This is a genomic window from Exiguobacterium mexicanum (genome assembly GCF_005960665.1).
Lineage (GTDB): Bacteria > Bacillota > Bacilli > Exiguobacteriales > Exiguobacteriaceae > Exiguobacterium > Exiguobacterium mexicanum_A.
Window position 1 is genome coordinate 1,296,775 of the sequence record NZ_CP040676.1, and the last position, 22,989, is coordinate 1,319,763.

General features: G+C 53.1%; 25 protein-coding genes and 1 pseudogene. 17 read left to right on the top strand and 9 right to left on the bottom strand.

Annotated elements, in window-relative coordinates; translation table 11 throughout:
- Positions 1–48: 48 nt before the first annotated feature.
- Together FED52_RS07070 and FED52_RS07075 are read right to left on the bottom strand one after the other, a co-directional pair.
- Positions 49–1,059 carry a tyrosine-type recombinase/integrase gene (locus tag FED52_RS07070; protein ID WP_138859417.1) on the bottom strand — a complete coding sequence of 337 codons (1,011 nt, stop codon included), beginning with the start codon at positions 1,057–1,059 and terminating at the stop codon, positions 49–51.
- A 15-nt stretch (positions 1,060–1,074) separates the two neighbouring features.
- A complete protein-coding gene (locus FED52_RS07075) occupies positions 1,075–2,130 on the bottom strand; it encodes a GGDEF domain-containing protein (RefSeq protein WP_034815863.1) in 1,056 nt (351 codons plus the stop codon).
- A 352-nt stretch (positions 2,131–2,482) separates the two neighbouring features.
- Between FED52_RS07075 and FED52_RS07080 the strand changes: the two genes are divergently transcribed.
- The 3 genes from FED52_RS07080 (at position 2,483) to parC (ending at position 7,392) form a co-directional block, all read left to right on the top strand.
- Positions 2,483–2,887: a CoA-binding protein gene (locus FED52_RS07080; protein WP_138859418.1), complete on the top strand. Its 405-nt coding sequence runs from the start codon at positions 2,483–2,485 to the stop codon at positions 2,885–2,887.
- A 129-nt stretch (positions 2,888–3,016) separates the two neighbouring features.
- A complete protein-coding gene (gene parE, locus FED52_RS07085; RefSeq protein ID WP_138859419.1) occupies positions 3,017–4,984 on the top strand; it encodes a DNA topoisomerase IV subunit B in 1,968 nt (655 codons plus the stop codon).
- Positions 4,985–4,986: 2 nt separating this feature from the next.
- Positions 4,987–7,392: a DNA topoisomerase IV subunit A gene (gene parC / locus FED52_RS07090; protein WP_138859420.1), complete on the top strand. Its 2,406-nt coding sequence runs from the start codon at positions 4,987–4,989 to the stop codon at positions 7,390–7,392.
- Between the two features lie 65 nt (positions 7,393–7,457).
- Here parC and FED52_RS07095 read toward each other — a convergent pair whose 3' ends face one another.
- Complete coding sequence (locus FED52_RS07095) at positions 7,458–7,964, bottom strand: DinB family protein (protein WP_138859421.1); 507 nt, start codon at positions 7,962–7,964, stop codon at positions 7,458–7,460.
- A 152-nt stretch (positions 7,965–8,116) separates the two neighbouring features.
- On the opposite strand from FED52_RS07095, the gene FED52_RS07100 reads away from it, so the two are divergent.
- From FED52_RS07100 to FED52_RS07110, 3 genes are read left to right on the top strand one after another with little or no spacing between them, the layout of a single operon-like run.
- The gene (locus FED52_RS07100; RefSeq protein WP_431189074.1) at positions 8,117–8,743 is read left to right on the top strand and encodes an NUDIX hydrolase; all 627 of its coding nucleotides are present in this window, start codon (positions 8,117–8,119) and stop codon (positions 8,741–8,743) included.
- A gap of 14 nt (positions 8,744–8,757) precedes the next feature.
- Positions 8,758–9,474, top strand: coding sequence for an MBL fold metallo-hydrolase (locus FED52_RS07105; protein WP_034777625.1), 717 nt, complete (start codon positions 8,758–8,760; stop codon positions 9,472–9,474).
- Between the two features lie 17 nt (positions 9,475–9,491).
- The gene (locus FED52_RS07110; RefSeq protein WP_138859422.1) at positions 9,492–9,941 is read left to right on the top strand and encodes a GNAT family N-acetyltransferase; all 450 of its coding nucleotides are present in this window, start codon (positions 9,492–9,494) and stop codon (positions 9,939–9,941) included.
- A 156-nt stretch (positions 9,942–10,097) separates the two neighbouring features.
- Here FED52_RS07110 and FED52_RS07115 read toward each other — a convergent pair whose 3' ends face one another.
- Both FED52_RS07115 and FED52_RS07120 read right to left on the bottom strand, forming a co-directional pair.
- Positions 10,098–10,640, bottom strand: a complete 543-nt coding sequence (locus FED52_RS07115; protein ID WP_138859423.1) for a GNAT family N-acetyltransferase — start codon at positions 10,638–10,640, stop codon at positions 10,098–10,100.
- A gap of 80 nt (positions 10,641–10,720) precedes the next feature.
- Positions 10,721–11,116, bottom strand: a complete 396-nt coding sequence (locus FED52_RS07120; RefSeq protein ID WP_138859424.1) for a hypothetical protein — start codon at positions 11,114–11,116, stop codon at positions 10,721–10,723.
- A 333-nt stretch (positions 11,117–11,449) separates the two neighbouring features.
- On the opposite strand from FED52_RS07120, the gene FED52_RS07125 reads away from it, so the two are divergent.
- The 5 genes from FED52_RS07125 (at position 11,450) to FED52_RS07145 (ending at position 16,306) form a co-directional block, all read left to right on the top strand.
- Complete coding sequence (locus FED52_RS07125) at positions 11,450–12,298, top strand: transporter substrate-binding domain-containing protein (RefSeq protein ID WP_138859425.1); 849 nt, start codon at positions 11,450–11,452, stop codon at positions 12,296–12,298.
- A gap of 6 nt (positions 12,299–12,304) precedes the next feature.
- The gene (locus FED52_RS07130) at positions 12,305–13,000 is read left to right on the top strand and encodes an amino acid ABC transporter permease (protein WP_138859426.1); all 696 of its coding nucleotides are present in this window, start codon (positions 12,305–12,307) and stop codon (positions 12,998–13,000) included.
- Between the two features lie 393 nt (positions 13,001–13,393).
- Complete coding sequence (locus tag FED52_RS07135; RefSeq protein ID WP_138859427.1) at positions 13,394–14,302, top strand: AAA family ATPase; 909 nt, start codon at positions 13,394–13,396, stop codon at positions 14,300–14,302.
- Position 14,303: 1 nt separating this feature from the next.
- Entirely contained in the window at positions 14,304–15,332 is a 1,029-nt protein-coding gene (locus tag FED52_RS07140; protein WP_034777619.1) for a DUF58 domain-containing protein, read from the top strand.
- Positions 15,329–16,306 (top strand): hypothetical protein, encoded by a 978-nt coding sequence (locus tag FED52_RS07145; protein ID WP_138859428.1) that lies wholly within the window; start codon positions 15,329–15,331, stop codon positions 16,304–16,306. Before FED52_RS07140 ends, FED52_RS07145 begins: the two co-directional genes overlap by 4 nt.
- Before the next feature lie 47 nt (positions 16,307–16,353).
- Here the strand turns inward: FED52_RS07145 and cls are convergent, their stop codons facing one another.
- Complete coding sequence (cls, locus tag FED52_RS07150; protein ID WP_138859429.1) at positions 16,354–17,820, bottom strand: cardiolipin synthase; 1,467 nt, start codon at positions 17,818–17,820, stop codon at positions 16,354–16,356.
- 122 nt (positions 17,821–17,942) lie between these two features.
- A complete protein-coding gene (locus FED52_RS07155) occupies positions 17,943–18,725 on the bottom strand; it encodes a LysM peptidoglycan-binding and 3D domain-containing protein (RefSeq protein WP_034777617.1) in 783 nt (260 codons plus the stop codon).
- Between the two features lie 208 nt (positions 18,726–18,933).
- On the opposite strand from FED52_RS07155, the gene FED52_RS07160 reads away from it, so the two are divergent.
- Together FED52_RS07160 and FED52_RS07165 are read left to right on the top strand one after the other, a co-directional pair.
- Positions 18,934–19,194 (top strand): DUF1294 domain-containing protein, encoded by a 261-nt coding sequence (locus tag FED52_RS07160; RefSeq protein ID WP_240731231.1) that lies wholly within the window; start codon positions 18,934–18,936, stop codon positions 19,192–19,194.
- Positions 19,195–19,334: 140 nt separating this feature from the next.
- Positions 19,335–20,135, top strand: coding sequence for a helix-turn-helix transcriptional regulator (locus tag FED52_RS07165; protein WP_138859430.1), 801 nt, complete (start codon positions 19,335–19,337; stop codon positions 20,133–20,135).
- A 32-nt stretch (positions 20,136–20,167) separates the two neighbouring features.
- On the opposite strand, the pseudogene FED52_RS07170 reads toward FED52_RS07165, so the two are convergent.
- A pseudogene (locus FED52_RS07170) lies at positions 20,168–20,719 on the bottom strand (SDR family oxidoreductase).
- Between the two features lie 242 nt (positions 20,720–20,961).
- Here FED52_RS07170 and FED52_RS07175 point away from each other — a divergent pair.
- From FED52_RS07175 to FED52_RS07185, 3 genes are all read left to right on the top strand, one after another.
- Positions 20,962–21,369: an alpha/beta fold hydrolase gene (locus FED52_RS07175; protein WP_167491785.1), complete on the top strand. Its 408-nt coding sequence runs from the start codon at positions 20,962–20,964 to the stop codon at positions 21,367–21,369.
- A 147-nt stretch (positions 21,370–21,516) separates the two neighbouring features.
- The gene (locus FED52_RS07180) at positions 21,517–21,819 is read left to right on the top strand and encodes an alpha/beta fold hydrolase (RefSeq protein WP_138859432.1); all 303 of its coding nucleotides are present in this window, start codon (positions 21,517–21,519) and stop codon (positions 21,817–21,819) included.
- A complete protein-coding gene (locus tag FED52_RS07185; protein WP_138859433.1) occupies positions 21,819–22,358 on the top strand; it encodes a hypothetical protein in 540 nt (179 codons plus the stop codon). The genes FED52_RS07180 and FED52_RS07185 overlap by 1 nt, the downstream gene beginning before the upstream one ends.
- Before the next feature lie 33 nt (positions 22,359–22,391).
- Here the strand turns inward: FED52_RS07185 and FED52_RS07190 are convergent, their stop codons facing one another.
- Positions 22,392–22,655 carry an excalibur calcium-binding domain-containing protein gene (locus FED52_RS07190; protein WP_138859434.1) on the bottom strand — a complete coding sequence of 88 codons (264 nt, stop codon included), beginning with the start codon at positions 22,653–22,655 and terminating at the stop codon, positions 22,392–22,394.
- Between the two features lie 111 nt (positions 22,656–22,766).
- Here FED52_RS07190 and FED52_RS07195 point away from each other — a divergent pair, with 111 nt between their 5' ends.
- On the top strand, positions 22,767–22,982 hold the full coding sequence (locus FED52_RS07195) for a hypothetical protein (protein WP_131435017.1): 216 nt from the start codon (positions 22,767–22,769) through the stop codon (positions 22,980–22,982).
- Positions 22,983–22,989 lie beyond the last annotated feature (7 nt).

The following is a 22,989-nucleotide window of genomic DNA, read 5'->3' on the forward strand; positions in this document are numbered from 1 at the left end:
CCTATTGATGACTAGGTTCGGGTGTTTTATATAGGTTTACATAATAAGTTATCGTAAACCGGTTAACGCTTGTTTTTTCTTCTCGTCACCGATATGGGCATATACTTGCGTCGTCGCCACCGACTCGTGTCCGAGCAGTTGTTGGATCGTCAAGACGTCGACCCCGCTCATGGCGAGACGAGAGGCGAACGTGTGTCGCAATTTATGCGGCGTGACCTGCTTGTACGTCAAAAATGGCAGATATGGCTTCAGGCGGTCGATGTGCCCTTTCAACGCGTGCTGCACCGTGCGGACCGAGATCCGTTTGCCTTTCTCGGAGCAGAACAAGGGACCTGCGCCTTGACCACGATATCCGTCAAGGAGCGGCTCGAGTGGAGAGGCGATTGGGATGACGCGTTCCTTGTTCCCTTTCCCGATGACCCGGATCGTCCCGTTCTCTCGGTCGATGTCGTTCCAATCAAGGCCGACCAGTTCAGAGACACGCATCCCGGTCAACCCGAGCAGTTGGATCATCAGGAAGTCCCGGTCCCGATTTCGTTCGTACCAGCTCGCTTCGCGGTCGGACATGCCGACGTTGCTGCGGACGAGCGTCGAGAAGTCGAGCCATTCCTGTTCGGTCAAATAGACCGGGTTGCGCTTGGCGCGCTTCGGTCGCTCGACGGCCTGGAACGGGTTGTGCGCCGTGATGCCCGTCTCGATCAGATGGTTGAACAGCGACTGCATCGACGACAGTTTGCGGTTGATCACGCTCGGTGCGTTGTCTAGCTCGAGGGCGAGGTACGTCGCGTACGCCTCGGCCCCGGCATGGTCGAACTCGACGAACGATTCGATTTCGACCGATGACGGGTCGACCTCGGATGCACTCGCGGTCTCGACCCAGCGGAAGAAATCCAAAAAATCATACAGATAGCGCTGCGCGGTCTGCTCCGAGTAGTGTTTGGCGGCCATGTGGTTCAAGAACCGTTGGATGAAGCCCGGCATGCGTTCATAGCCGCTCAAGTTGAAACGTCTCGCGTCGACTTTCGTCGGTGATTGGCCGAGCTGGCGGAATATACTCAAAAAATCGCTCCTCGCTTAATGATGGATTGACGTGACGATGCGGTCTTTCCCGGCCTGTTTCCCGGCCCGGAGCCGGTCGTCCGCCTCTTTGACGAGCGTATCGACATCTTTGAACCCATGCCACGTCGTGACACCGAATGTCAACGTCACACTGAGCCGACGTCCCTCGTAAATCGTCTCGAGTGATTTGATTTGTTGTCGCAACCGGTCGATTGTTTCCGCTGCCTCGTCCTCGCTTTGACCCGCCAAGAACAAGAGAAATTCTTCCCCACCCCAACGGACGGCGATGCTGTCTGTTCGCGCGAGCGCGGAGGCGACTTGTTTGAGCACGAGGTCGCCGCAATCATGGCCGTGTTGTTCGTTAAACGACTTGAAATGGTCGATGTCAGCGAGAGCGATGGTATATGGGCGTCCCGATACGACAGCTTCGCGGATGGCCTCCTCGACCAAACGATATCCGGTCGTTCGATTATAGAGCCCGGTCAGCCCGTCACGGGAGGCGAGGGTATGCAGCCGTTCGTTCGACCGTTCGAGCTCGGACGTCACCTCGACGACAGCCCCTTCAAAGATGAGGGAGAGTCCGGCGACCAAGGCGATCGTCGCGAGTAAGCACGTCACCCCAATGACTTGCTCCAGGGTCGGACTGAGCGGCGACGTCCCGTCCGTCACGGTCACATATAAATAGCCGTAGATTCCCATGGCGAGCATCGTCGAGGCGATGCGAATGGCCCGGCTGACGTTCGGCATGAAGAACACGCCATAGGCGACCATGAGGATGAAATAGTGGACGTTCGCGCCCCAGCCGAGGACGATGGTCGAGATGATGGCGTTATAGACGACCTCGACGAAGAGACCGATGAAGAACGTCCGATAATATCGTTTATGTACAAAATAAAAAGACAACGTGTAATAGAGAACGCTGAGTATGTTCGACCAGGCGAGGGTCGTGACGTCAAGTCGCCAAAACGTGATCAAGAACACGACATGGATGACCCAAGCGAACACGTTCCCGTAAAAAGTGATGCGGTAATTATATAGTGTACCGCGACGTTCCTCATAGGCTGTTCCCACGCGAACACCTCCTTTTTTCATTATACCGAACCCATTCTCATTTGCCCATGCCTATCCAACAATCGATTAAAATAGACACGCGCAAACGCCTTTAATTCGCGCGTATGATTGCGTGAAATAGATATTTCACGCAACGTTCGTTCACACGTCATTTCCATCCGAGACACACATCGACCTGCGAACCAGAAAAATAATTTCATATATCACGGTTTACATAATAAGTTATGGTGAACCAATTGATTTGTTTTAAAAATTTGAAAGAGTTACAGTTATATGATAAAAGAAAATAAAGCTTGAAACGGTGATTCAGGTAAAGGTACACTGAGAACGTAAACAAAAGGGGGATTTCAGGATGGACGATCAACGTTTGAAACAATGGCTCACCGAAGCGAAGACGATCGCTGTCGTCGGCGTGTCAGCGAACCCGAACAAGACCGCGAACCAAATCGCAGACTATCTGCTGTTGCAAGGTTACACGGTCATCCCTGTCAATCCGACGCTCGAGACGTGGAACGGACGCAAAGTCTATCCGACGGTCGAGAGCATCCCGGGGCGCGTCGATATCGTCGACGTCTTCCGACGCAATGAGTATTTGGCCGGTGTGGCCGAAGATGCCGTCCGACATGGGGATGTCGGTCTCGTCTTCAACCAGCTCGGGCTCACCAGCCCGGACGCCGAGCGGATCGCTCGCGATGCCGGACTCGACTACATCGAAAATCGATGCATCTATGTCGAGCACGCCCGCCTTCTCGGTTAAGACCTACCTCCTTGGTAGGTCTCCTTTTTTTCACGAGCCCCGCTCGCGGAGGGAGGCTTGCCAGAATCCAAAAACAGCTATACAATAGGATAGAAAAACGAACGTGTGTTCGAAATTGAGGTGACGAAGATGTCAACAGACTTATTTAATTACAATGAAGACGCCATCCAGGTGCTCGAAGGACTGACTGCTGTCCGGAAACGTCCGGGGATGTATATCGGTTCGACCGACCATCGCGGCTTGCACCATCTCGTCTATGAGATCGTCGATAACGCGATCGATGAGGCGCTCGCCGGATTCGGTGGCCAAATCGACGTGACCATCCATAAAGATGACGCGATCACGGTACGCGACCACGGGCGTGGTATGCCGACCGGGATGCACGCCTCCGGGAAACCGACGCCAGAGGTCATCTTCACGGTCCTCCACGCCGGCGGTAAGTTCGGCCAAGGTGGCTACAAGACGTCAGGTGGACTCCACGGGGTCGGCGCCTCGGTCGTGAACGCACTCTCGAGCAAGGTCCTCGTCACGATTTATCGCGACGGCAAAGTGTTCGAGCAGACGTTTGCCGACGGCGGGATTCCGCAGACGACGCTCCTCGAGACCGGAAAGACGCGTCAGACGGGGACGAGCGTCTACTTCAAACCGGACGCCTCGATCTTCTCGACGACGACATATAACTACGACACGCTCGCTGAACGGCTCCGTGAATCGGCATTCCTGTTAAAAGGATTGACGATCACGTTGACGGACGAGCGTTCGGATAAAGAAGAGACGTTCCATTACGAGGAAGGGATTGCCGAGTTCGTCCAATATTTGAACGACGACAAGGCGACGCTTCATCCGATCGTCTACTTCGAAGGGACGGAGAACGATATCGAGCTAGAGCTCGCCTTCCAGTTCACGGACGCCTATTCTGAGAACGTCCTCTCGTTCGTCAACAACGTCCGGACTCGTGACGGCGGCACGCACGAGATCGGCGCCAAGACGGCGATGACCCGCATCGTGAATGAATACGCCCGTAAGAACGGATTGTTGAAAGAAAAAGACAAGAACCTCGACGGCGGTGATGTCCGCGAAGGCTTGACGCTCATCGTCTCGGTACGGATCCCGGAAGAGTTCCTCCAGTTCGAGGGACAGACGAAATCGAAACTCGGTTCGCCCGAGGCACGTACGAGCGCTGATGGTGTCATGGCCAAACAACTGACGATTTTCCTCGAGGAGAACCCGCAGATGGCGACGATGCTCATCAAGAAGGCGATCCGCGCCGCCCAGGCCCGCGAAGCCGCCCGGAAAGCCCGGGAAGAGGCGCGCAACGGCAAGAAGAAGAAACGTTCGAGCATCTTGAACGGAAAACTGACGCCGGCGACGTCGAAGAACGCCGCCAAGAACGAACTGTTCCTCGTCGAAGGTGACTCGGCCGGCGGTTCGGCTAAACAGGGCCGTGACCGGACGTTCCAGGCCATCCTGCCGCTGCGCGGGAAGGTCATCAACTCGGAGAAGTCGAAACTTCAGGACATCATGAAGAATGAGGAAATCAATACGATCATCCACGCGATTGGGGCCGGGATCGGCCACGACTTCGACCTTGAGGACTGCAATTTCGACAAAATCATCATCATGACCGATGCCGATACGGACGGGGCACACATCCAAGTGCTCCTGTTGACGTTCTTCTTCCGTTATATGCGCCCTCTCGTCGAGGCCGGCAAAGTGTTCGTCGCCTTGCCGCCGCTCTATCGGATTTCGAAAGGGAAAGGCAAGTCGGAACAGTTCGAGTACGCTTGGGACGAAGAGGCGCTCGAGAAGCTCGTCAAAGTGTATAAGAAGGGCTATATCCTCCAACGCTACAAAGGTCTCGGTGAGATGAACGCCGACCAGCTATGGGAGACGACGATGAACCCCGACACACGGACGCTCATCCGTGTCACGGTCGACGATGCTGCCGTCGCCGACAAGCGCGTCTCGGTGCTCATGGGGGACAATGTCGCCCATCGCCGGGAGTGGATCGAGGAGAACGTCGCCTTCGGCCTCCAGGAAGATGATTCGATCATCGCCAATGAACACGTGACTAAAGCGATTGAGGAAGTGATGTAACGATGTCGACGATTCAACACATTTTAAACTTGTCGCTCGAACAGGTCGTCGGTGACCGCTTCGGGCGTTACTCGAAATATATCATCCAGGACCGGGCCCTCCCGGACGCGCGCGATGGGCTCAAACCCGTTCAGCGCCGCATCCTGTATGCGATGCACCATGAAGGTAACACGAACGAGAAACCGTACCGCAAATCGGCCAAGACGGTCGGTAACGTCATCGGTAACTATCACCCGCACGGTGATAGTTCCGTCTATGAGGCGATGGTACGCCTATCGCAGGACTGGAAGTTGCGTTACCCGCTCATCGACATGCACGGGAACAACGGCTCGATGGACGGCGACTCGGCTGCCGCGATGCGGTATACCGAGGCCCGTCTGTCGAAGATTGCCGGCGTCATGCTGACGTCGATCTCGAAGAACACGGTCGACTATACGCCGAACTTCGACGATTCGACCGAAGAGCCGCTCGTTTTGCCGTCACTCCTCCCGAACCTGCTCATGAACGGGACGACGGGGATCTCTGCGGGTTATGCGACCGAGATCCCGCCGCACAACTTGACCGAGGTGCTCAACCTCGCCATCGCCCGCTTGAAAGGTGAGGTCGAGACGACGAATGACGCATTCCGTTATATGCAAGGACCTGACTTCCCGTCTGGCGGGATTGTCATGGGCAAAGACGGCATCTTGAAGGCGTTCGAGACCGGAAAAGGCAAGGTCATCATCCGTGCCAAATCGGTCATCGAGCCACTTAAGGGAGGCCGTGAACAGATCACCATCACCGAACTCCCGTATGAGGTGAACAAGGCGAACCTCGTCAAGAAGATGGAAGAGCTCCGTCTCGACCGCAAAGTCGAAGGTGTCGCCGAAGTCCGTGACGAGACCGACCGGACCGGCGTCCGCGTCGTCATCGAATTGAAGAAGGAAGCCGATGCGGAAGGTGTGCTCCATTTCTTCTTGAAGCATACCGATCTGCAGCTCGCCTATAACTACAACATGGTCGCCATCGTCAACCGGACACCGAAACAGATGGGACTCTTGTCGATCATCGACGCGTACTTGAAGCACGTCGAAGAGGTCGTCACCCGTCGCACGACGTTCGAGCTCGATCAGGCGAAGAAACGCGCCGAAATCGTCGACGCGCTCGAACAGGCCATCTCGGTCCTTGACGAGACGCTCGAACTCATCCGTTCGGCCAAAGACAAGTCCGAGGCGAAACAGAAGCTCATGGAGCGGTTCTCGTTCACGGACCGTCAAGCCGAAGCGGTCGTCATGCTCCAACTGTATCGGTTGACGAACACGGATATCGTCGAGCTCCAAAAAGAGGCGAAGGCGCTCCAAAAAGAGATTGCTCGCCTCGCCAACATCTTGAACGTCGACGCGACGAAACGGAAGCTCATCTCGAAAGAGTTGACCGCGCTCCGTGACGAGTTCGGCGACGCACGGCGCTCGGTCATCGAATCGGAAGTCGAAGAGTTGAAACTGAAGACAGAGGTCATGATCGCCGTCGAAGAGACGATGGTGTTCGTCAGCCGCGACGGGTACGTCAAACGTTCATCGATGCGCTCATATGGCGCCTCGAGCGACGAGATGCCGGAGATGAAGCAGAAAGACCGTCCCGTCCTCGTCACCCAGGCGATGACGACGGACCACTTGCTCGTCTGGACGAACAAAGGCAGCTACTTGCTCATCCCGGTCCATCAGATTCCAGAGTCGAAATGGAAAGACGCCGGTCAGCATGTCGCCAACCTCGTGCCAATCGAAGGCGAACAAGTCGTTTCGGCCGATGTCGTCTCGACGTTCGACACCGACGCGCACTGCCTGTTCGTCACGCGTGAAGGCATGGTCAAACGGACGCCGCTCCGTGACTATGACGCCCAACGCAAGTCGAAGGCGCTCATGGCGCTCAAGTTAAAAGGTGACGATGAGGTCGTCTTCGCTGGCATCAGTGACGGTCCAGGACAACTGTTCCTCGTCTCTGAGCGCGGCTATGGCCTCTGGTTCAAAGAAGACGATGTTCCGGTCGTCGGCCAACGTGCCGCCGGCGTCAAAGCGATGAACTTGAAAGATGGCGATGTGGTCGCCGATGCCTTCGCCTTCTTCACACCGCCACTGTTCGTCCTCGTGACGCAACGTGGAGCGGTCAAGAAGATGAAGCTCGAGGATCAGTTCGACTGCACGAACCGCAACTTGCGCGGGACGATGCTCATCCGCGAAGTCAAATCGAAACCGCACCAGATTCGTCGTGTGCTCCCGGTCCATGACGATGAGACGCTCCACATCATCGGGAAAGAGAAAGCGAAGACGGTCAAGACGAAGCAATTGACGCTCTTGGACCGCTACGCCAACGGCTCATTCGTGTTTGATGAAGAGACGTTCGGTGAGATTGAGGACGTGTATCTCGATTGAGATCGAACTAAAGAAAACCCTGTACCAGAGACGATTGTCTTTGATACAGGGTTTTTCTTATGGATTCAAAGCTCCGCCTTTATCAGATAGCGCTCCAAATCGGCCTGTTGGCGCAAATGATGACGGCTATGCATCTCGATGAGGTCGTACCATTCCTGGGCGTTCAGCCAACCGAAACCGCCATGCCGAGCTTTGACGTCAGGGTTCGCCGCGCGGCCGAGCGGTTCAAGGCGGTTCAAACGCGCAGACAACTCGTCGATTCGTCCTTCGAGCGTCTCGCGCTTGTCCGTATCGTTCGGAGGTTGGTTCATCTCATCAGGTAAGTGGATTTTGACCGGTGGGAAACCGCCCATCCGGAACAATCGTTCACCGAACTCGGTCTTCCCGAGCGGTTGTTCTTCAGTGGAAGCGAGACACCGTTCAATCTCGTCCGCATATTCCTCGGCCACCACGATGATATGGTCGTACATCTGCCCGATTGACCAAATGCCTGCTGCTGCCTGATAACGGAGCTGCCGCTCGGTATAGCCGTCCAAGTCTGCTTTGAACTGGGATAACAGTGAAATCGGCATGTCCAACCTCCTTCGATTTGATTCTCTATCCAGTATAACACGGGGGCATCAGCTGATTTTTTCAACTCCATGTCACATTAGTTTCTCTTAGGAGCGGGTATTTCTAAAAGGAACAACGATCTCTTTTGGCGAATGGGACAGGAGGACAAATCATGGGGGGGATACGTATGTCACAGTGGCTCGATTGGGCCAAGCGGCTACAGGCGCTGTCACAGGCTGGCTTGACGTTTACGAAAGACGAGTTCGATCGAGAACGTTACCTCGAACTCCAACGAATCGCGACCGAGATGTTCGAGCAACAATCTAATCTTGCTTTGCATGAAATCACCGAATTGACCCACGTCGATGGTTATCCGACACCGAAGCTCGACGTCCGAGGCGTCGTCTTCAAGGATGACGCAGTGTTACTCGTCAAGGAAAGGTCAGACGGACTTTGGACGCTTCCGGGTGGCTTTTGTGAGATCGGACTGTCCCCGGCAGAGAACATCATCAAAGAGATCGAGGAAGAGGCCGGTTTCGATGTCGCACCGATTCGGCTGCTTGCTTTGTTCGACATGCATCATCACGACCATCCGCCGTTGTCGCAGCATTACTATAAACTGTTTATCGAATGCGAGTTGATTGGTGGAGAGGCGCAAATTAGTCATGAGACGAGCGAGGTTGCGTTCTTTACACGAGACGCCTTACCACCTTTGTCACTTGCGCGGAACACGCGAGAGCAGCTCTATATGTGTTTTGAGGCCCGTTGGCAAGAAGATTGGACCACGTTATTCGATTAAGGGGAGGGGATTCCATGAAAGTCACACGTTTTGATCACGTCCATCAACTGACGTTTTTCGCACCCATCTTACCAATCAACGTCCAACTGATTGAACGTGAGCTCGGGCTTGTCTTGATCGATACAGGGCTCGCGCAGAACGCGGAATCGATTTTAGCGTATATCGAGACGTTCGAACGCCCGCTTCTCGCTATCTTGTTGACGCATGCCCATGGGGATCATGTCGGCGGTGTCGATACGATTTTGAAAGCCCATCCTCATGCCGAGCTGTACGTCTCGAGGCGCGACGCCCGTCTCCTTGAAGGGGACCGGACGACTGACTCGGACGAGCGGGCTCTCAAACTGAAGGGTTCTCTCCCGAAAATCCACTCCTTGCCGGATAAATTGCTTGACCCAGGTGAGCGGCTGTTCGGCTTACGGGTCTATCCGGCAGCGGGTCATACCCCTGGTTCGATTGCTTTTTTCGATGAGAAAGAGCGGATTTTGTTTGCGGGAGATGCATTTCAGACGCGTGGGGGAGTCGCCGTGGCAGGGGACGTCCGTCCGTTGTTCCCGCTGCCGGGTATCGCGACATGGGATAAGCGTGCAGCGTTAGAGCATGCGGAGAAGTTGATCGATCTCGCACCACAACGTACGTTCGTCGGTCATGGGCAACCAGTCGCCGGGACACATCGGCTCTATTTGGCACTGAAGCGGGCCAAACGCAAGCAAGCACGTCTATTTTTACGATAATCCGGGGGTGCTCACAGGTGGAATTACGCGAGATTCAGACGACAGATTATCAACTGGCCGAGCAAATGCTCGAGATTCAACGAAACGCTTATGCGGTCGAGGCCGAGCTAATCGGCTTCGATGAGATCCCAGCGCGTTATGAGACGGTCGAGGTGATCCAGAATCTGCCCGGTACGAGCTACGGTTTGTATAACGACGGGCTGTTGATCGGCTTTATCACGATTGAAGCGGCTGAGAACACGGTCGAGGTCACAAAACTGTGCATCGATCCTAGATATTTCAGGGCGAGACTTGCGACGACGTTGCTCGAACACGTGCTCAGCTTGCACGAGGACAAACTCGTCTATGTGCACACCGGCAAACATAATGGACCGGCCAAGAAACTGTACACGAAGCTCGGGTTCGAACCAAGCGCCGAGTTCGAACCGGAACCAGGTGTCACTTTGATTCGTTTTACACGATCTTGAATCCCTTTTCTCAAATTTCAAATTCCGTCTCACTACTTTAAGTATACTAAAGGATTGAGACGGAATTTTATTTTTACTGATAATATATGTTATGTTAACTAAGAAAAAAATAGAGAAAATCGATGTCAGATGTGACGTCTCTCCTCTCGAAAAAAATCAGAATATCTTGTACCAATACAACGTCATATCGATGTTCGGATTGCCGGTCTGTTTGAGCGTATCGACACCGCCGAGCGCGAACCCTTCTTTCGCATAAAATCGACACGCGATCACGTTATCGTTCTGTGCTTCGAGCGACAATCCAAGCAACGAGTGCTCGTTTGCCCACGGCTCTGCAACTTGCATCAGCAAATGGCCAATCCCGCGGTGTCGATCGCTATTACGGACCGCGATGTTCTCGATATACGCAAAACGGTTCCAGTCTTTCACCACACGGATTTGTCCGATACATGTCGTCTCGTCGAACGCCAAGAATACTTGTTTGTCTTCACTGTTGATGTATTCATGCCAGTCCAGCAAATCGTCTGGAAAGCTTGTCACACGGGCTTTCTCATATAACTGTTCCTCATACGTCCAAACTCCGTCACAAAAGCTCGGAATGATTTTCCCGATGATTGGAAACGGATTATTGGCTTCGTTCACGACGCTGATGGAATACTCATCTAACGGTTTGATCGAGATGTTCGGGGCTTCTTCCATTGCATCTTTCTCCCTTCATATGTAATGACCGCTCCATGCCAGAACCAAATGGTCTCACTAGACTAGCCATAAAGTGGCGATCATGAAATCAAAGTCGGTGGTTCTGTCGACAACACTTCAATTATATCATTTGATGTCAGGAACACGTAACGCTGAATATTATAAACCGTTTCGTAAATGTTTGTTGATTCTTCAGCTAACCATTTTAAATAGCTGGAATCGGTCACTTTAAAGAGTGTCCAGTCGCCAAAAAAATCAGGGTCATGATGTTTGTATAAATGTTCTAGCGTTCTAATAAGCGTTCCTTCGTCTGTATGTCGATACGACGATACAAGTCCGTCAAACAAGAATGTATGTGTGTTTTCATGCGCATCGGTAAACATGAGTCTTAATCCGTCTTTATCATCAATTAGCGCCTGCAGATATAGTTTATCCGGTATCTCTGGATTGGCGGTCCATCTTTCCCATTTCTCCATGTGTGCCCTCCTCTCCTCATTTTGATATGTTCCAAATAATCCTTCACTATCTATCATACGTTAATTAATGACGTTCACATGCGTGGGAGTCGGCTGATCAACACGATGATATCTTCGCTTAAACCGTATTGTTCAAACCGACATCCATTCATCTGTTTCACCACAATTAATAAACTGTGTCATTCGATTGAATCCTTCATTCATCAACATGTTAGCGCTTAATGGATTAATGTTTCAAATATAACATTAAGACTGTTTATACGCTCTTAGGAGTTGCCTGTAAGCGTATGTCATGCTATTTTTAGACAGATGATAACTTAAGGAGGAACTTGAATGAAACGTATGACAAAAGGTTTGGCAGCATCCCTATTATTGGCTGTCCCGCTCGCGGCGTGTGGTGATTCTAGCACCGATCAGGCCGAAACTTCGCGCTGGAACGAAACCAAAGAAGACGGTACGCTCACGGTCGGTACGGCCGGTACGCTCTATCCGGCCTCGTTCCGTGAAGAAGATAGCGATACGTTGACGGGGTTTGACGTCGAGCTCATGAAAGAGGTCGGGAAACGTCTTGACCTTGAGGTCCAATTCAAAGAGATGGCGTTCGACAACATGTTGACGAGCGTCCAAAACGGACAAGTCGACGTCGCAGCGAACGATATCTCGGTCACAGAGGACCGGAAAGAGAAGTTCGCCTTCTCAACACCGTACAAGTACACGTACGGGACGGCCATCGTTCGCAAGAGCGATTTGTCTGGCATCGAGTCAATCGAGGACTTGAAAGGCAAAAAGGCCGCTGGTGAAGCGACAACCGTCTTTATGGACGTGGCACGTCAATACGGGGCGGAGGAAGTCATCTATGACAACGCGACGAACGACCAGTACCTTCGTGACGTCTCGACAGGACGGACCGACGTCATCTTGAACGACTACTATCTTCAGACACTCGCCCTCGCCTTCTTCCCGGACTTCGATATCACGATCCACCCGGATATCGCTTATAACCCACAGGAAGTCGCGTTCTTGATGGACAAAGAGAATGCAGAGCTCCAAGAGAACATCGACCGCGTCCTTGGCGAGATGCTTGAAGACGGCACGGTGAAAGAGTTGTCGGAAACGTTCTATAACGGTGCCGATGTCTCGGTCGAACCAGACGTCGACGCGACGATCGTCGAATTGGACTAAGCCATCATGTTCGAAGGTGTGAAATGGGAAGCAATCTTTGACGTCGACCTGGCTGTGCGCTCGTTCCCTTATCTGCTAGGCGGTTTGCCGAACACGCTTTGGATCTCATTCGTCAGCATGTTCTTCGGCTTGTTGCTGGGTCTCGTGCTTGCCCTTGGGAAACTGTCACCGTCGCGGATGCTGCGGTTCCCGTCGACGTTCTATATCTCGTTCATGCGGGGCGTGCCGATTTTGATTATCCTGTTCATCTTATATTCAGGGTTTCCATTCATCGGCATCGAGTTCGCGGCGCTGACGGCGGCGGTCATCGGGTTCAGTCTGAACTCGGCGGCCTATATCGCTGAGATTATCCGGTCGGCGATCCGTGCCGTCGATCCGGGACAGGTCGAGGCGGCCCGCTCGCTCGGGATGAACAAGTGGCTGACGCTCAAAGGGATCATCTTGCCGCAGGCGACGCGAATCGCGCTCCCCCCGCTTTCGAACGTGTTCCTCGATTTGATTAAAGCGAGTTCGCTCGCCGCCATGATCACCGTCCCTGAAATTTTCAACAAGGCGAAGATCGTCGGGGGCCGGGAGTTCGACTATATGACCGTCTATCTGGTCGTCGCCCTCATCTACTGGGGCATCTGTACGTTCATGTCGTTCTTCCAAGATTGGCTCGAACGGCATTTTGAACGCTATTTGGATACACCGAAGCGATGACTGACTTGCCTCCTACAGGCAGGTCAGTTTTTTTGTCGGGCGGTTATTGCAAAAGTGACATGGTATAGTCAACTTATTCTATATTTCGCTTCAAAGGAGACACATCACCTATGTTCTCAAAGCTATTATTCGTCGCATCCGGCCTCATCACACTCACGTATATTTTGTTCGATGGACCGGCATGGGTCAGTGACTTAAACCCATACACGAGTATGATTGTCCTTTATTACTTGGTTTTTAAGTTCCCGAGCCGGAAAAGAGCGAAGGCGGCCTCTTCAAATTGACCACTAGTGACGTACATATTTTGAAGCACTGGTCTTTAGCGTTCCATCTCGGACCGCGAGTGTGCTATGATTTTCTTAATTATCAGAAAATAGACGGGGGAATTTTATTATGGTGCAACAATGGACGACACATTTAAACGATCAAGTGATCGGGCAGTCAAAGGCGATCAAGCTGTCGACGATTGCCCTCCTCTCTGGGGGACACGTCCTGCTCGAGGACCGACCGGGGACAGGAAAGACGACGCTCGCACGTAGCCTGGCCACCTCGGTCTCGGCCGCATTCCAACGGGTACAGTGTACGCCGGACACGTTACCGAGTGACATTTTAGGGATGGAACTGTTCAATCCGACGACAGGCACGTTCGAACGGAGAACGGGCCCAATCTTCACGTCGATTTTACTCGTCGATGAAATCAACCGGACGACACCACGGACGCAGTCGGCTTTGTTAGAGGCGATGCAGGAGCGGCAAGTGACGCTCGGCGAGGTGTCGCTTCGTTTACCAGACCCGTTCTTCGTCATCGCGACGCAAAACCCGTTCGACGGGCAAGGGACGTTCCCGCTGCCTCAGGCGCAGCTTGACCGCTTCTTATTCAAACTGTCACTCGCCCCGCTGTCACGAGAGTCGGAACGCCGGTTGCTGCGTAATGAGCATTTGAGTGCGGCTCCGTTCACGTTGCAACAGACCGAGCTTGTCGAGATGCAGCAAACCGTCCGTGACGTCTTGTTTCACGATGCGATGGAAGATTATCTGCTCGATTTCGTCGAGGCGCTCCGTCATCACCGGGACATCGAGGTCGGACCGAGCCCGCGGGCGACGCTCGCCTACACGATGGCAGCTCGGGCGCATGCCTATATGGACGGACGGGATTACGTCACGCCTGAAGACATTCGCGCGCTCGCCCTGCCCATCCTCGGCCACCGGATCGTCTTGACGGTCGAGGCGTCGCTCAAGACGAAGCCGTCCAAATTGATCAAGTCCGTTCTGGAGACCATCCCGGTCCCGTCAGAGGTGTGACATGCAACTCGTCAGCCCTCGCTACCTCGAGTCCGGGTATATGTGGCTCTTGTTCGTCGTCGGGGTGTTCACCGCCCTATACGGGAACGTCTTCCTCGCAAGTGTGATTATCGGGTTCAGCCTGTATGCGCTCATCATGCCGGAGTTATTATTCCGACTCGCTGAGTACGTCCACGTCGAAGTGACTGACGAACTGAAGCTGTTCCCGAACGATGAAGAGACGTATACGCTCAAATTGATTTCGACGGCGCCCGTGCCCCTTGGCGTCGTCCGATTGTCGGGTTATCTCCATCCGACCGTCGAGTCGGAGGCGCACGCCTTCTGGCGCCAAGAGAACTTTGTCGGTCGTGAGGCGGCCGTCGCCTACACGCTTCCACTCAAGGCAATCAAGCGTGGTCCGATCCGCATGGAGGCGATCGGCATGGAGATCCGGGACCCGCTCCGTATGTTTTCGCTCTATAAAGAAGATCCGCTCGACCGTATCGGGTATGTGTTCCCTGAATTCCTGCCTTATCCGATCCCGAAGCGCCCTCCGACGTTACCAGGCGAAGAGATGGTCCGTCATAGCGCCTACCGTGACCCGGAGACGTTCCAGTCGGTGGCGCCGTATCACGGACAGCCGATGCGGCAACTGTATTGGTCGGCCTACGCGAAGACAGGTGAACTGCTCGCCCGTACCGAGCAACCCGTCCAGGCGAACGAATATGTCGTCGTGCTCGACTTGTTGACGAAAGACGGGCGCGCCCTCACCCATCAGATGGAACGGTTGATCTCGCAGGCTGCGGCGCTATGCCGCGACTTCGAGAAAGAGAACGCGAGCTATGGGCTGATCGTCCCGACCCTGACGAAGGAAGGCATCACTTATGACCTCGCCCCGGGAAGCGGTGAGACGCATTTCCGCAAGGTCATGACGACGCTCGCCTGCCTGTCGGAACGGGATTTCCCACTCGCCCGGTCGCTATTCGAACGGAAGGTCGCCAAATACGGCGGCAGCCAATCCATTTTACGACTCGGAGGTGACGGACGATGAGACTACTCTGGTGGGTGTTCGCCGCGTTCTATGTCGGTCACGTGTTTCCGCTCGTCTTTCTGCTGACGCTCCGTTTGCCGCGCAACTGGCAGCTCGGGGTGCAGACGGCCCTGAGCATCGCCGCGCTCTTGTTCTCGTATGAGATGAGCATCACGCTACTGTTGTTCACGTACGTCCACGCCTTTATCCGTACGCTCGATTGGACGGACCGTTACGCGATCGCAAGTGTGCTCTTCCTCATTGTCGATTGGTTGTTCCCGCCGGCGTCTCAGCCGCTGGCGATGATCGTCTTCCCGTTCTTGTTCTTGTTTTGGCAACGGAGCCTGTATTATCGCCGTGACTATAAACGGATGTTGTCCACGCTCGTCGTCGCCCTAGGGGTCGGCCTCGGTTTGGCGATAATCATCCGTACCATCAAAGAGCTATTGTTCGGCAATCTCGTCGCCTGGATTCAGCCCATCCTGATTTGGATCGGCGGTTGGTTCGACGGAGTCAATCTCGATCCGACCGATCGCGTCAACCGTATCCTCGTCCCGGACAATCCGAACATCGATGCCGAGACGATTTCAAACGAGACGTTACTCGAATCGGCGACGAACCAATCGCTATTCTTGGTCGTCACGTTTCTCGTCGTTCTCGTCAGCGTCATCGCTTTATTCATCTATGTGCAACGCCGAAAAGAAATCCATGAGGATGTGACGGTGCCGAAGCAACGCCATCAAGCGGCCGCTTCGGTTCGCCGCTCGACACGGGCCCCACGGCACGTCCGTCTGCTTGATGCCGGGAGACGTCTCGAACAGGCCCATCCCCGCCAGCGCGAAGAGACTGTTTCGGAATGGTTCGAACGAATCGGATTTACCGAAGGAAGTCGCTTTGCCACATGGCTGGAGGCGGCCGAGTACGGAGAGAAAGAAGCGCCGGCTCCAATCGTCGAGGCGTTCGAACGACATGTCACCCAGACGCTCAAACAATAAGACCAGCCAGATGACCGGACTTTCCGGGACACCTGACTGGTCTTTTTTTAAAGAATCGGGCTGAGCAAGCGCGACACGCTCTCTTTGAAGCGAATCCATTTCGTTCGTGTCTCATAACGCTCAACCGTTAACCTGTCAGCACATGCGAGGTCTCGATCGAATGCATCGATGACGGACTGGGCCACGACCTCGTCATATACGAGCGCCGAGATCTCGAAATTGAGTCGGAAACTGCGGGCGTCGATGTTCGTCGTGCCGATCGAGGCGACCTCGCCATCGATGACGAGCGTCTTCGCGTGCAAAAAGCCGCCTTCATACGTATATACTTCGGCCCCGTAGCGGACAAGCTCGGCCGCATTCGTATACGTCGCCCAGTAGACAAACATATGGTCCGGCTTGTTCGGGATCATCAGGCGGATTTTCGTCCCGGACATGAGCGCATTGCGGCAGGCGTCGAGGAAGCTGGCGTCAGGGATGAAATAAGGGGTCTGGATGTAAATCGTCTCTTTCGCCTCGGTGATCATCTTGACGAGCATGTTTTTCAAGTGCTCGGTCGATGAGTTCGGGCCCGATGTGACGATTTGCACCGGTGATTTGGCCGTCTCAATAAGGATGGACGGCCAAATGAAATCCTCTTTCTCGGCTCGATGCTTCGTCGGTACGGCACGGTTCCAATCGAGGAGGAAACGCTCGAGCAGTTCTCGGACCGCCTCCCCTCTCATCCGTAGATGCACATCGCGCCAATAGCCGAACTGACGATTCGTCCCGAGGTATTCATTCCCGACGTTGAAACCACCGATATAGCCGATCTCCCCATCGATGATACATAGCTTTCGGTGATTCCGGTTATTGACGCGGAAGTTGATACCGAGGCGTGACGGGAAGAACGATTTGACCTCGCCGCCGTGCGCGAGCAGTTGTTTAAAATGGGAACGTCGCAATCCGCGGGAGCCGACGGCGTCATAGAGCAGACGGACCTTGACCCCTTCCTTGGCCCGTCGCGTCAAGGCCGAGATGAGCGCCTGACCGAGCGGGTCGTTTTGGATGATATAGTATTGGATGTTGATTTCCTTTGTTGCCACCTCGATGTCATGGAACAACGCATCGAACTTCTGCTCGCCGTCATGGATGACTTGAATTGCATTATGATACGTCACGAGCGCATTCGTGGAGGATAAGTTCAAGCGGGCGAGGCGACGATACTTGGATAAGAGCGGATCACTGGCGAACAAGCCGCCATGGGCGTCGAGCTCAGTCAACTGGTTATGGACGTGTTCCGCGTATTCATGCCGTCGTTCCTCGTCGACTTGGTAGAAGTTATTCGATTTGATTAATCGTCCGAAGAAGATATAGATGAAGAATCCGAGCAGCGGCACGAAGAATAAAACAAGTAGCCAGGCCCACGTCGACCCGATATCGCGCCGTTCGAAGAAGATGATGGTCACCGCAAACGTCACGTTGAGGATGACCAATACGATACCGAGTATGCCTAGAATGAATTCTGTCGTGATCATCTCGATTTCCTCCTTTTGTCTCTTGTTTACCCATTCTTCGTAAGAATGAAATGCTCGTTTACAGGTAAAGGGATAGACACACAAAAAAACACCGCGCCTGCGGTGTTTTTAGGGTAAATCGATTAGTTTAAGACTTTGATTGTGATTGATTTACGACCGAAGTTGAGCGCTTGCTCTCGTGTCGGCATCAAGATATCGATTTTGTTACCTTTGATGGCGCCACCAGTATCTCCAGCGATTGCTTCGCCGTAGCCTTCAACCCATACTTTAGAGCCGAGTGGGATGACTGAAGGGTCAACCGCGATGACTTTTTGGTTCGGGTTCGAGCGGACGTCGATTCCTGTTGCCGTGATTCCTGAGCATCCTGCACAGTATGGCGTGTAAGCCGTTGCTTCCACAGTCATCGTCTTACCTGAAGCCGGAGCTTGGGTTTGCGTTGTAGACGTAGACTGTTTCGTCACTGGTGCAGATGTTGATGCTTTTGGTTTAGCGGCTGGTGCGCTGTTCGCAACCGATGCTGCTTTAGCACCTTTTACAGAGAATTGTTGACCAGGGAAAATGAGATCTGAATTAAGACCGTTCCATGTCATCAACTGTTTGACAGATACGCCGTTGTTTGTCGCGATGCGATACAACGTGTCACCTGATTTTACTGTATACGTTTTTGAAGCGCTTGAAGCTTTAGCTTCTGACTTCGCAAGCTTCAATACTTGGTTTGGATAAATCATATTAGAGTTTAAGCCGTTCGCTTGTTTGATGTCATTAACTGATACACCGTTGTTCACGGCGATACGGTAAAGTGTATCTCCAGACTGAACTGTGTGTGTTGATGCTGCCGAAGCTGGAGCAGCGACTCCTAAACTAAGGCCAGCGAGTGCCGTTAGTGTCAATAGTGGTTTTTTCATAAGAATATTCCTCCCTTTTCTAACGCCCCCTTACTGTAACACCTGTATATTTCACTGCCGTTACAGGCTGATATGAGAGTGATATCAGTTCAGTTACAGAAGCTTTCAGCGAGATGAGAGGAATCTGAATTTTTACAATCCAAATACAAATGGCTTAGTTGAGCCATTTTCAGCTATACTAAAAGGAAGAGAAAGGAGGTTTTAGTCTTTGGAACTATTACTGCTATATTACATTGTGACTAATTTCCTAGCGTTTATGTCATTTAACCTCGATAAACGTCGTGCTAAATCAGGGGAATGGCGCATTTCGGAACAAACGTTACTCATTCTCGTTTGGATCGGTGGCGCATTCGGGGCCTATCTCGCGATGCGGTTCTTCCGTCATAAGACGTTGAAACCGAAATTCCGCATTGGTGTTCCAATCGCCATCTTAGTGCATGCGGGTGTCACCGGTTGGTTCATCTTTTGACGCCATTATATAGAAGGAACTTGTTCAATCGCCACGTAGAAAATTCCGATGAAATGTCTTGATAGACGCTTCGTGGTGAAAAAGAAGTGTGTCCATCCGGTGTTAAAACGAAATAAATGTTCAATTATTGAGGTGTTTGGATGAAGGTTGAAGAAAATCTGATTGATATCCAAGAGTGGACTGAAACGACGATTGAGACGACGATCAAAGTGAATCCGCAGTTTCAAATCTGGTTAATCACGAACGGACAACTCGACCTGCTCGTCAATGGGACACGGTCTCGGCTCCGCTCCGGGATGGCGTTGATCTTAGACCGTGGACAAATCGTGAAAGTTGAACCGAAAGGAGAGCCATTTCGTTTGGTCGTGATCTCCGTCGAGCCGTTTGACCTATTCTCTCCGTCGCTTGCGGAGTTGTACGTGACACCGCACGCCGAGACGTCGCGTAGTAAAGTGTTGCATCCCGGTGAACCAGGAGATAAGCCCGTCCTCGACATAATCGACAAAGTGATTCGCAGCCTGAAGAAGAAGTCCTCGTTCGCGTTGCTCGATGCGAGCTTACAGCTCGCAGTCATTTGGCGCTATTGGATTCAACAGCCGCAAAGCAGAACGAAACATCATGTTCAGGAACGGATGCGTCTCATGCTCGCCTACATACATGACCATGACACGATGAAACTGACGCTCGAAGACATCGCAGCAACGGGTGGTCTGAGCCGGGCGGAATGTTGCCGCTACTTTACAAAATGGGGCGACACATCGCCGCTCGCCTACGTCCAGAACGTCCGCATGCATCGTGCGGCGCGCCTCGTCGAGGAGTCGAAGGAACCGATCGCCGATCTAGCGCATCGTCTCGGCTACACGAGCGTGAGCCATTTCGTGCAATCGTTTAAAAAAGTCCATGCGGTGACACCATTGGCGTACCGAAAGCGACAGACATAACAAAAGCCGACAATCGTGTCGGCTTTTTCTCGTTAACGGGCGGTCCAACCGCCGTCTGCTTTCAAGACGTCTCCATTGACGAAACTCGAATCGTCGGAGGCGAGGAACAACGCGACCTTGGCAATTTGCTCCGGTTCACCCATCGGGGCATCCCCTGCCCTTGGATGGCCCGCATCCCGAGCTCGCTCGGCGCGGTGATGGTGGCGCCGATATTCGTATTGACGCCGCCCGTTTCTTGCTTGTCCATGATGTTGATCGCGGCCCGGGCCAGTTTCATCGGTCCGGTCAAATTGACGGCGATGACGCGGTCCCACACCTCTTCGGTCACTTCGCCGACGGTCAAAAAGTTGTCCATGATGCCGGCATTGTTGACCAAGATGTCGAGCGAACCGAACGTGCTCGTCGCCGTCTCGACCATCTTGTCGATATCTTCCTGCTTTGTGACGTTCCCGGCGACGCCGACGGCTTCCCCGCCGCTCGCTTTAATCTCTGAGGCGACCGCTTCGACCGAGTCCCCGTTCATGTCGATGGCGACGACGCGTGCCCCCTTCCTCGGCAAACAGTTTGGCGATGGCCCGACCCATCCCTGACCCGGCCCCGGTGACGAGTGCCGTTTTACCCGATAATTTCACACCGCATTCCTCCTTGATGAGACAACTCAAGAACGACAGAGAAAACGACAAGTACAATTTACTCACGTGTCATTAGTCTATACCGGGATTTGGGTGAAAACGTATCTCCGTTTGAAAGAATCTGCTTCTGTTCCAATCACTAGTCACGTACAATGGAAAGATACAGATATTGGGAGTTGGAAGGTGGGATTCAATTGAATCGTTATCATGCAGAAGTGATGGGAAGCGGGACACCCGTTATATTTTTACCGGCTGGAGGATTCACCGGAGAAGAAGGCCGTTCACTCGCTGAGGTGCTATGCGACGACTTCGAGGTGCATTTGCTGGATTTGCCATGGTTCGGGCGAAGTGAAGGGATTAAGCAGGTCGTGACGTCCGAACAGTTGGCGGATTGGGTCAACGACTACGTCGTCACACATCGACTCGGACCCGTCCATGTGATCGCGCATTCACTTGGAGGTGCGATCGCTCTCGCTTTCGCCACGCATTATCCCGAGCACGTGGAGCGGCTCGTCTTGCTCGATCAAGGCCATAAGGCGTTCCCGCGCGTTCCGTTGAGAGAGTATGGCGTGTTCGGCCTGGTCGTCCCGCTCCTGAGCTGACTTTATCGTCTGTTCGGACCTCGACTCGTCCCGAAAATCGAGACGAAGGTCATTTCAGATGAAGGTACATCTCCAGTTACAGCGGAACAGGTTAAGACTTTCTGCGCACAGACAGGCCTCTCTGAACGAAACGAGATTCGGCGCGCGTTGAACGACCCGGCTAAGCTCGGACGAGGCGGATTGAATCTGCTGTTCGGCTTCTATCACCTTGACGTGTCGCAGCTTATGCGTTCACTTCAAGTCCCGACGTTACTTATTTACGGCGATTTTGTCGGACTGGACGACAAAGAAGCCCGATTGACGAAGTCAGCCATGATGGACCTACAACGACATGAGCTGCCGATCACTTACATACGAATGGCAGGCGGCCACTTCGTCCATTGGAATCCTGCGTTCCCGATTGAACAAGTGCGACAGTTTTTACAAACTGAGAAAGCGAGCGGTCTCTAATGAACCGTCAGCAAAAAATTGTCATCATTCTTGTGTTCATGTTGTTGTTATCAGCCGGAGTGGCCTGGGCATTTGATTCGACGAAGCAGCCACAATTGCCCGAGGGAGCGGAACCGATTCTCACCTACCCTGTTAATGACCGTGACATGAGTCTTCGCTTTTTCACGAACAGTTACACCGTCGAGGAATGGAGTGAAGAGCCGGTTGCGCAAGGCATAGGTCTTGAACTTACTGTCGACAATCAGGTTCAGTCGGTTACATCTGAATCGCTGTCCGAGGCAGGTCTCACGTGGTCGACTTTCGGCCAATCGTGCGGAGATACGTCATCATGTTCCCCGTACGATATCCTTTACGGGATGAACCACGGCGAGACGACAAGAGTCATCGTCGAGTTGAACGGGGAACGGTTCGAACCGGAACTGTTGAAGACGAAGGCCGGGAATGATGTCTGGTTCGTGCTCGTCGACCAAATCGAGTCGATTGAGTCGATCACCGGTTACGATGCTGCGGGGGACATATCCTACCGCTTCAACAACTAAAAAAGAGACGGAGGACGGCTGTCCTCTCATCTCTTAGCGCTCGCAGGCGATACCGTCCTTATCACGGTCTTTTGATTTGTTCGCTTCGTATAACGAACTGTTGGCGTAAGGCTTGTACTTTGTCTTACCACCTTTGTTTTTCGTCGTCTTCGTTTTGGCGACACCGCCTTTGTACGTCTTATTCAGTTCGGTGCAATTCTTAAATTTTTTCGGTGCGGCGTCCACGGTTTCTGACGGTGCGACGCTCAGCGTGAACAACGCGATGCCGGCGATGGTCGCACGAAGTAACTTCTTCATAGTTGTTTCCTCCTTAGTAACAAACGATATCAGTGTTAATTCTTGTTTATTATAAGGGCAGTTATGATGAATCCCCTGCTTTTTAAAAATAGTTGAAGGAAGGTAACATCTATGGACTTACTTATATTGATGCAGGACCGGGCTCTCCCGTTACTGCTGCTCGCACTATTTCTCATTTTGAACGTGGTGTTCGTCATAGGGATTTGGAAACGACGACGCCACTTCTCCAAAGGTTTTCTCGTGTTCGCGAGCTCGCTTGCGTTTCTACTCATGACGTCATCGGTCATCCTTTTCATGTTCACGATGTTCATCGGCTACAACCAGTGACGTCTTC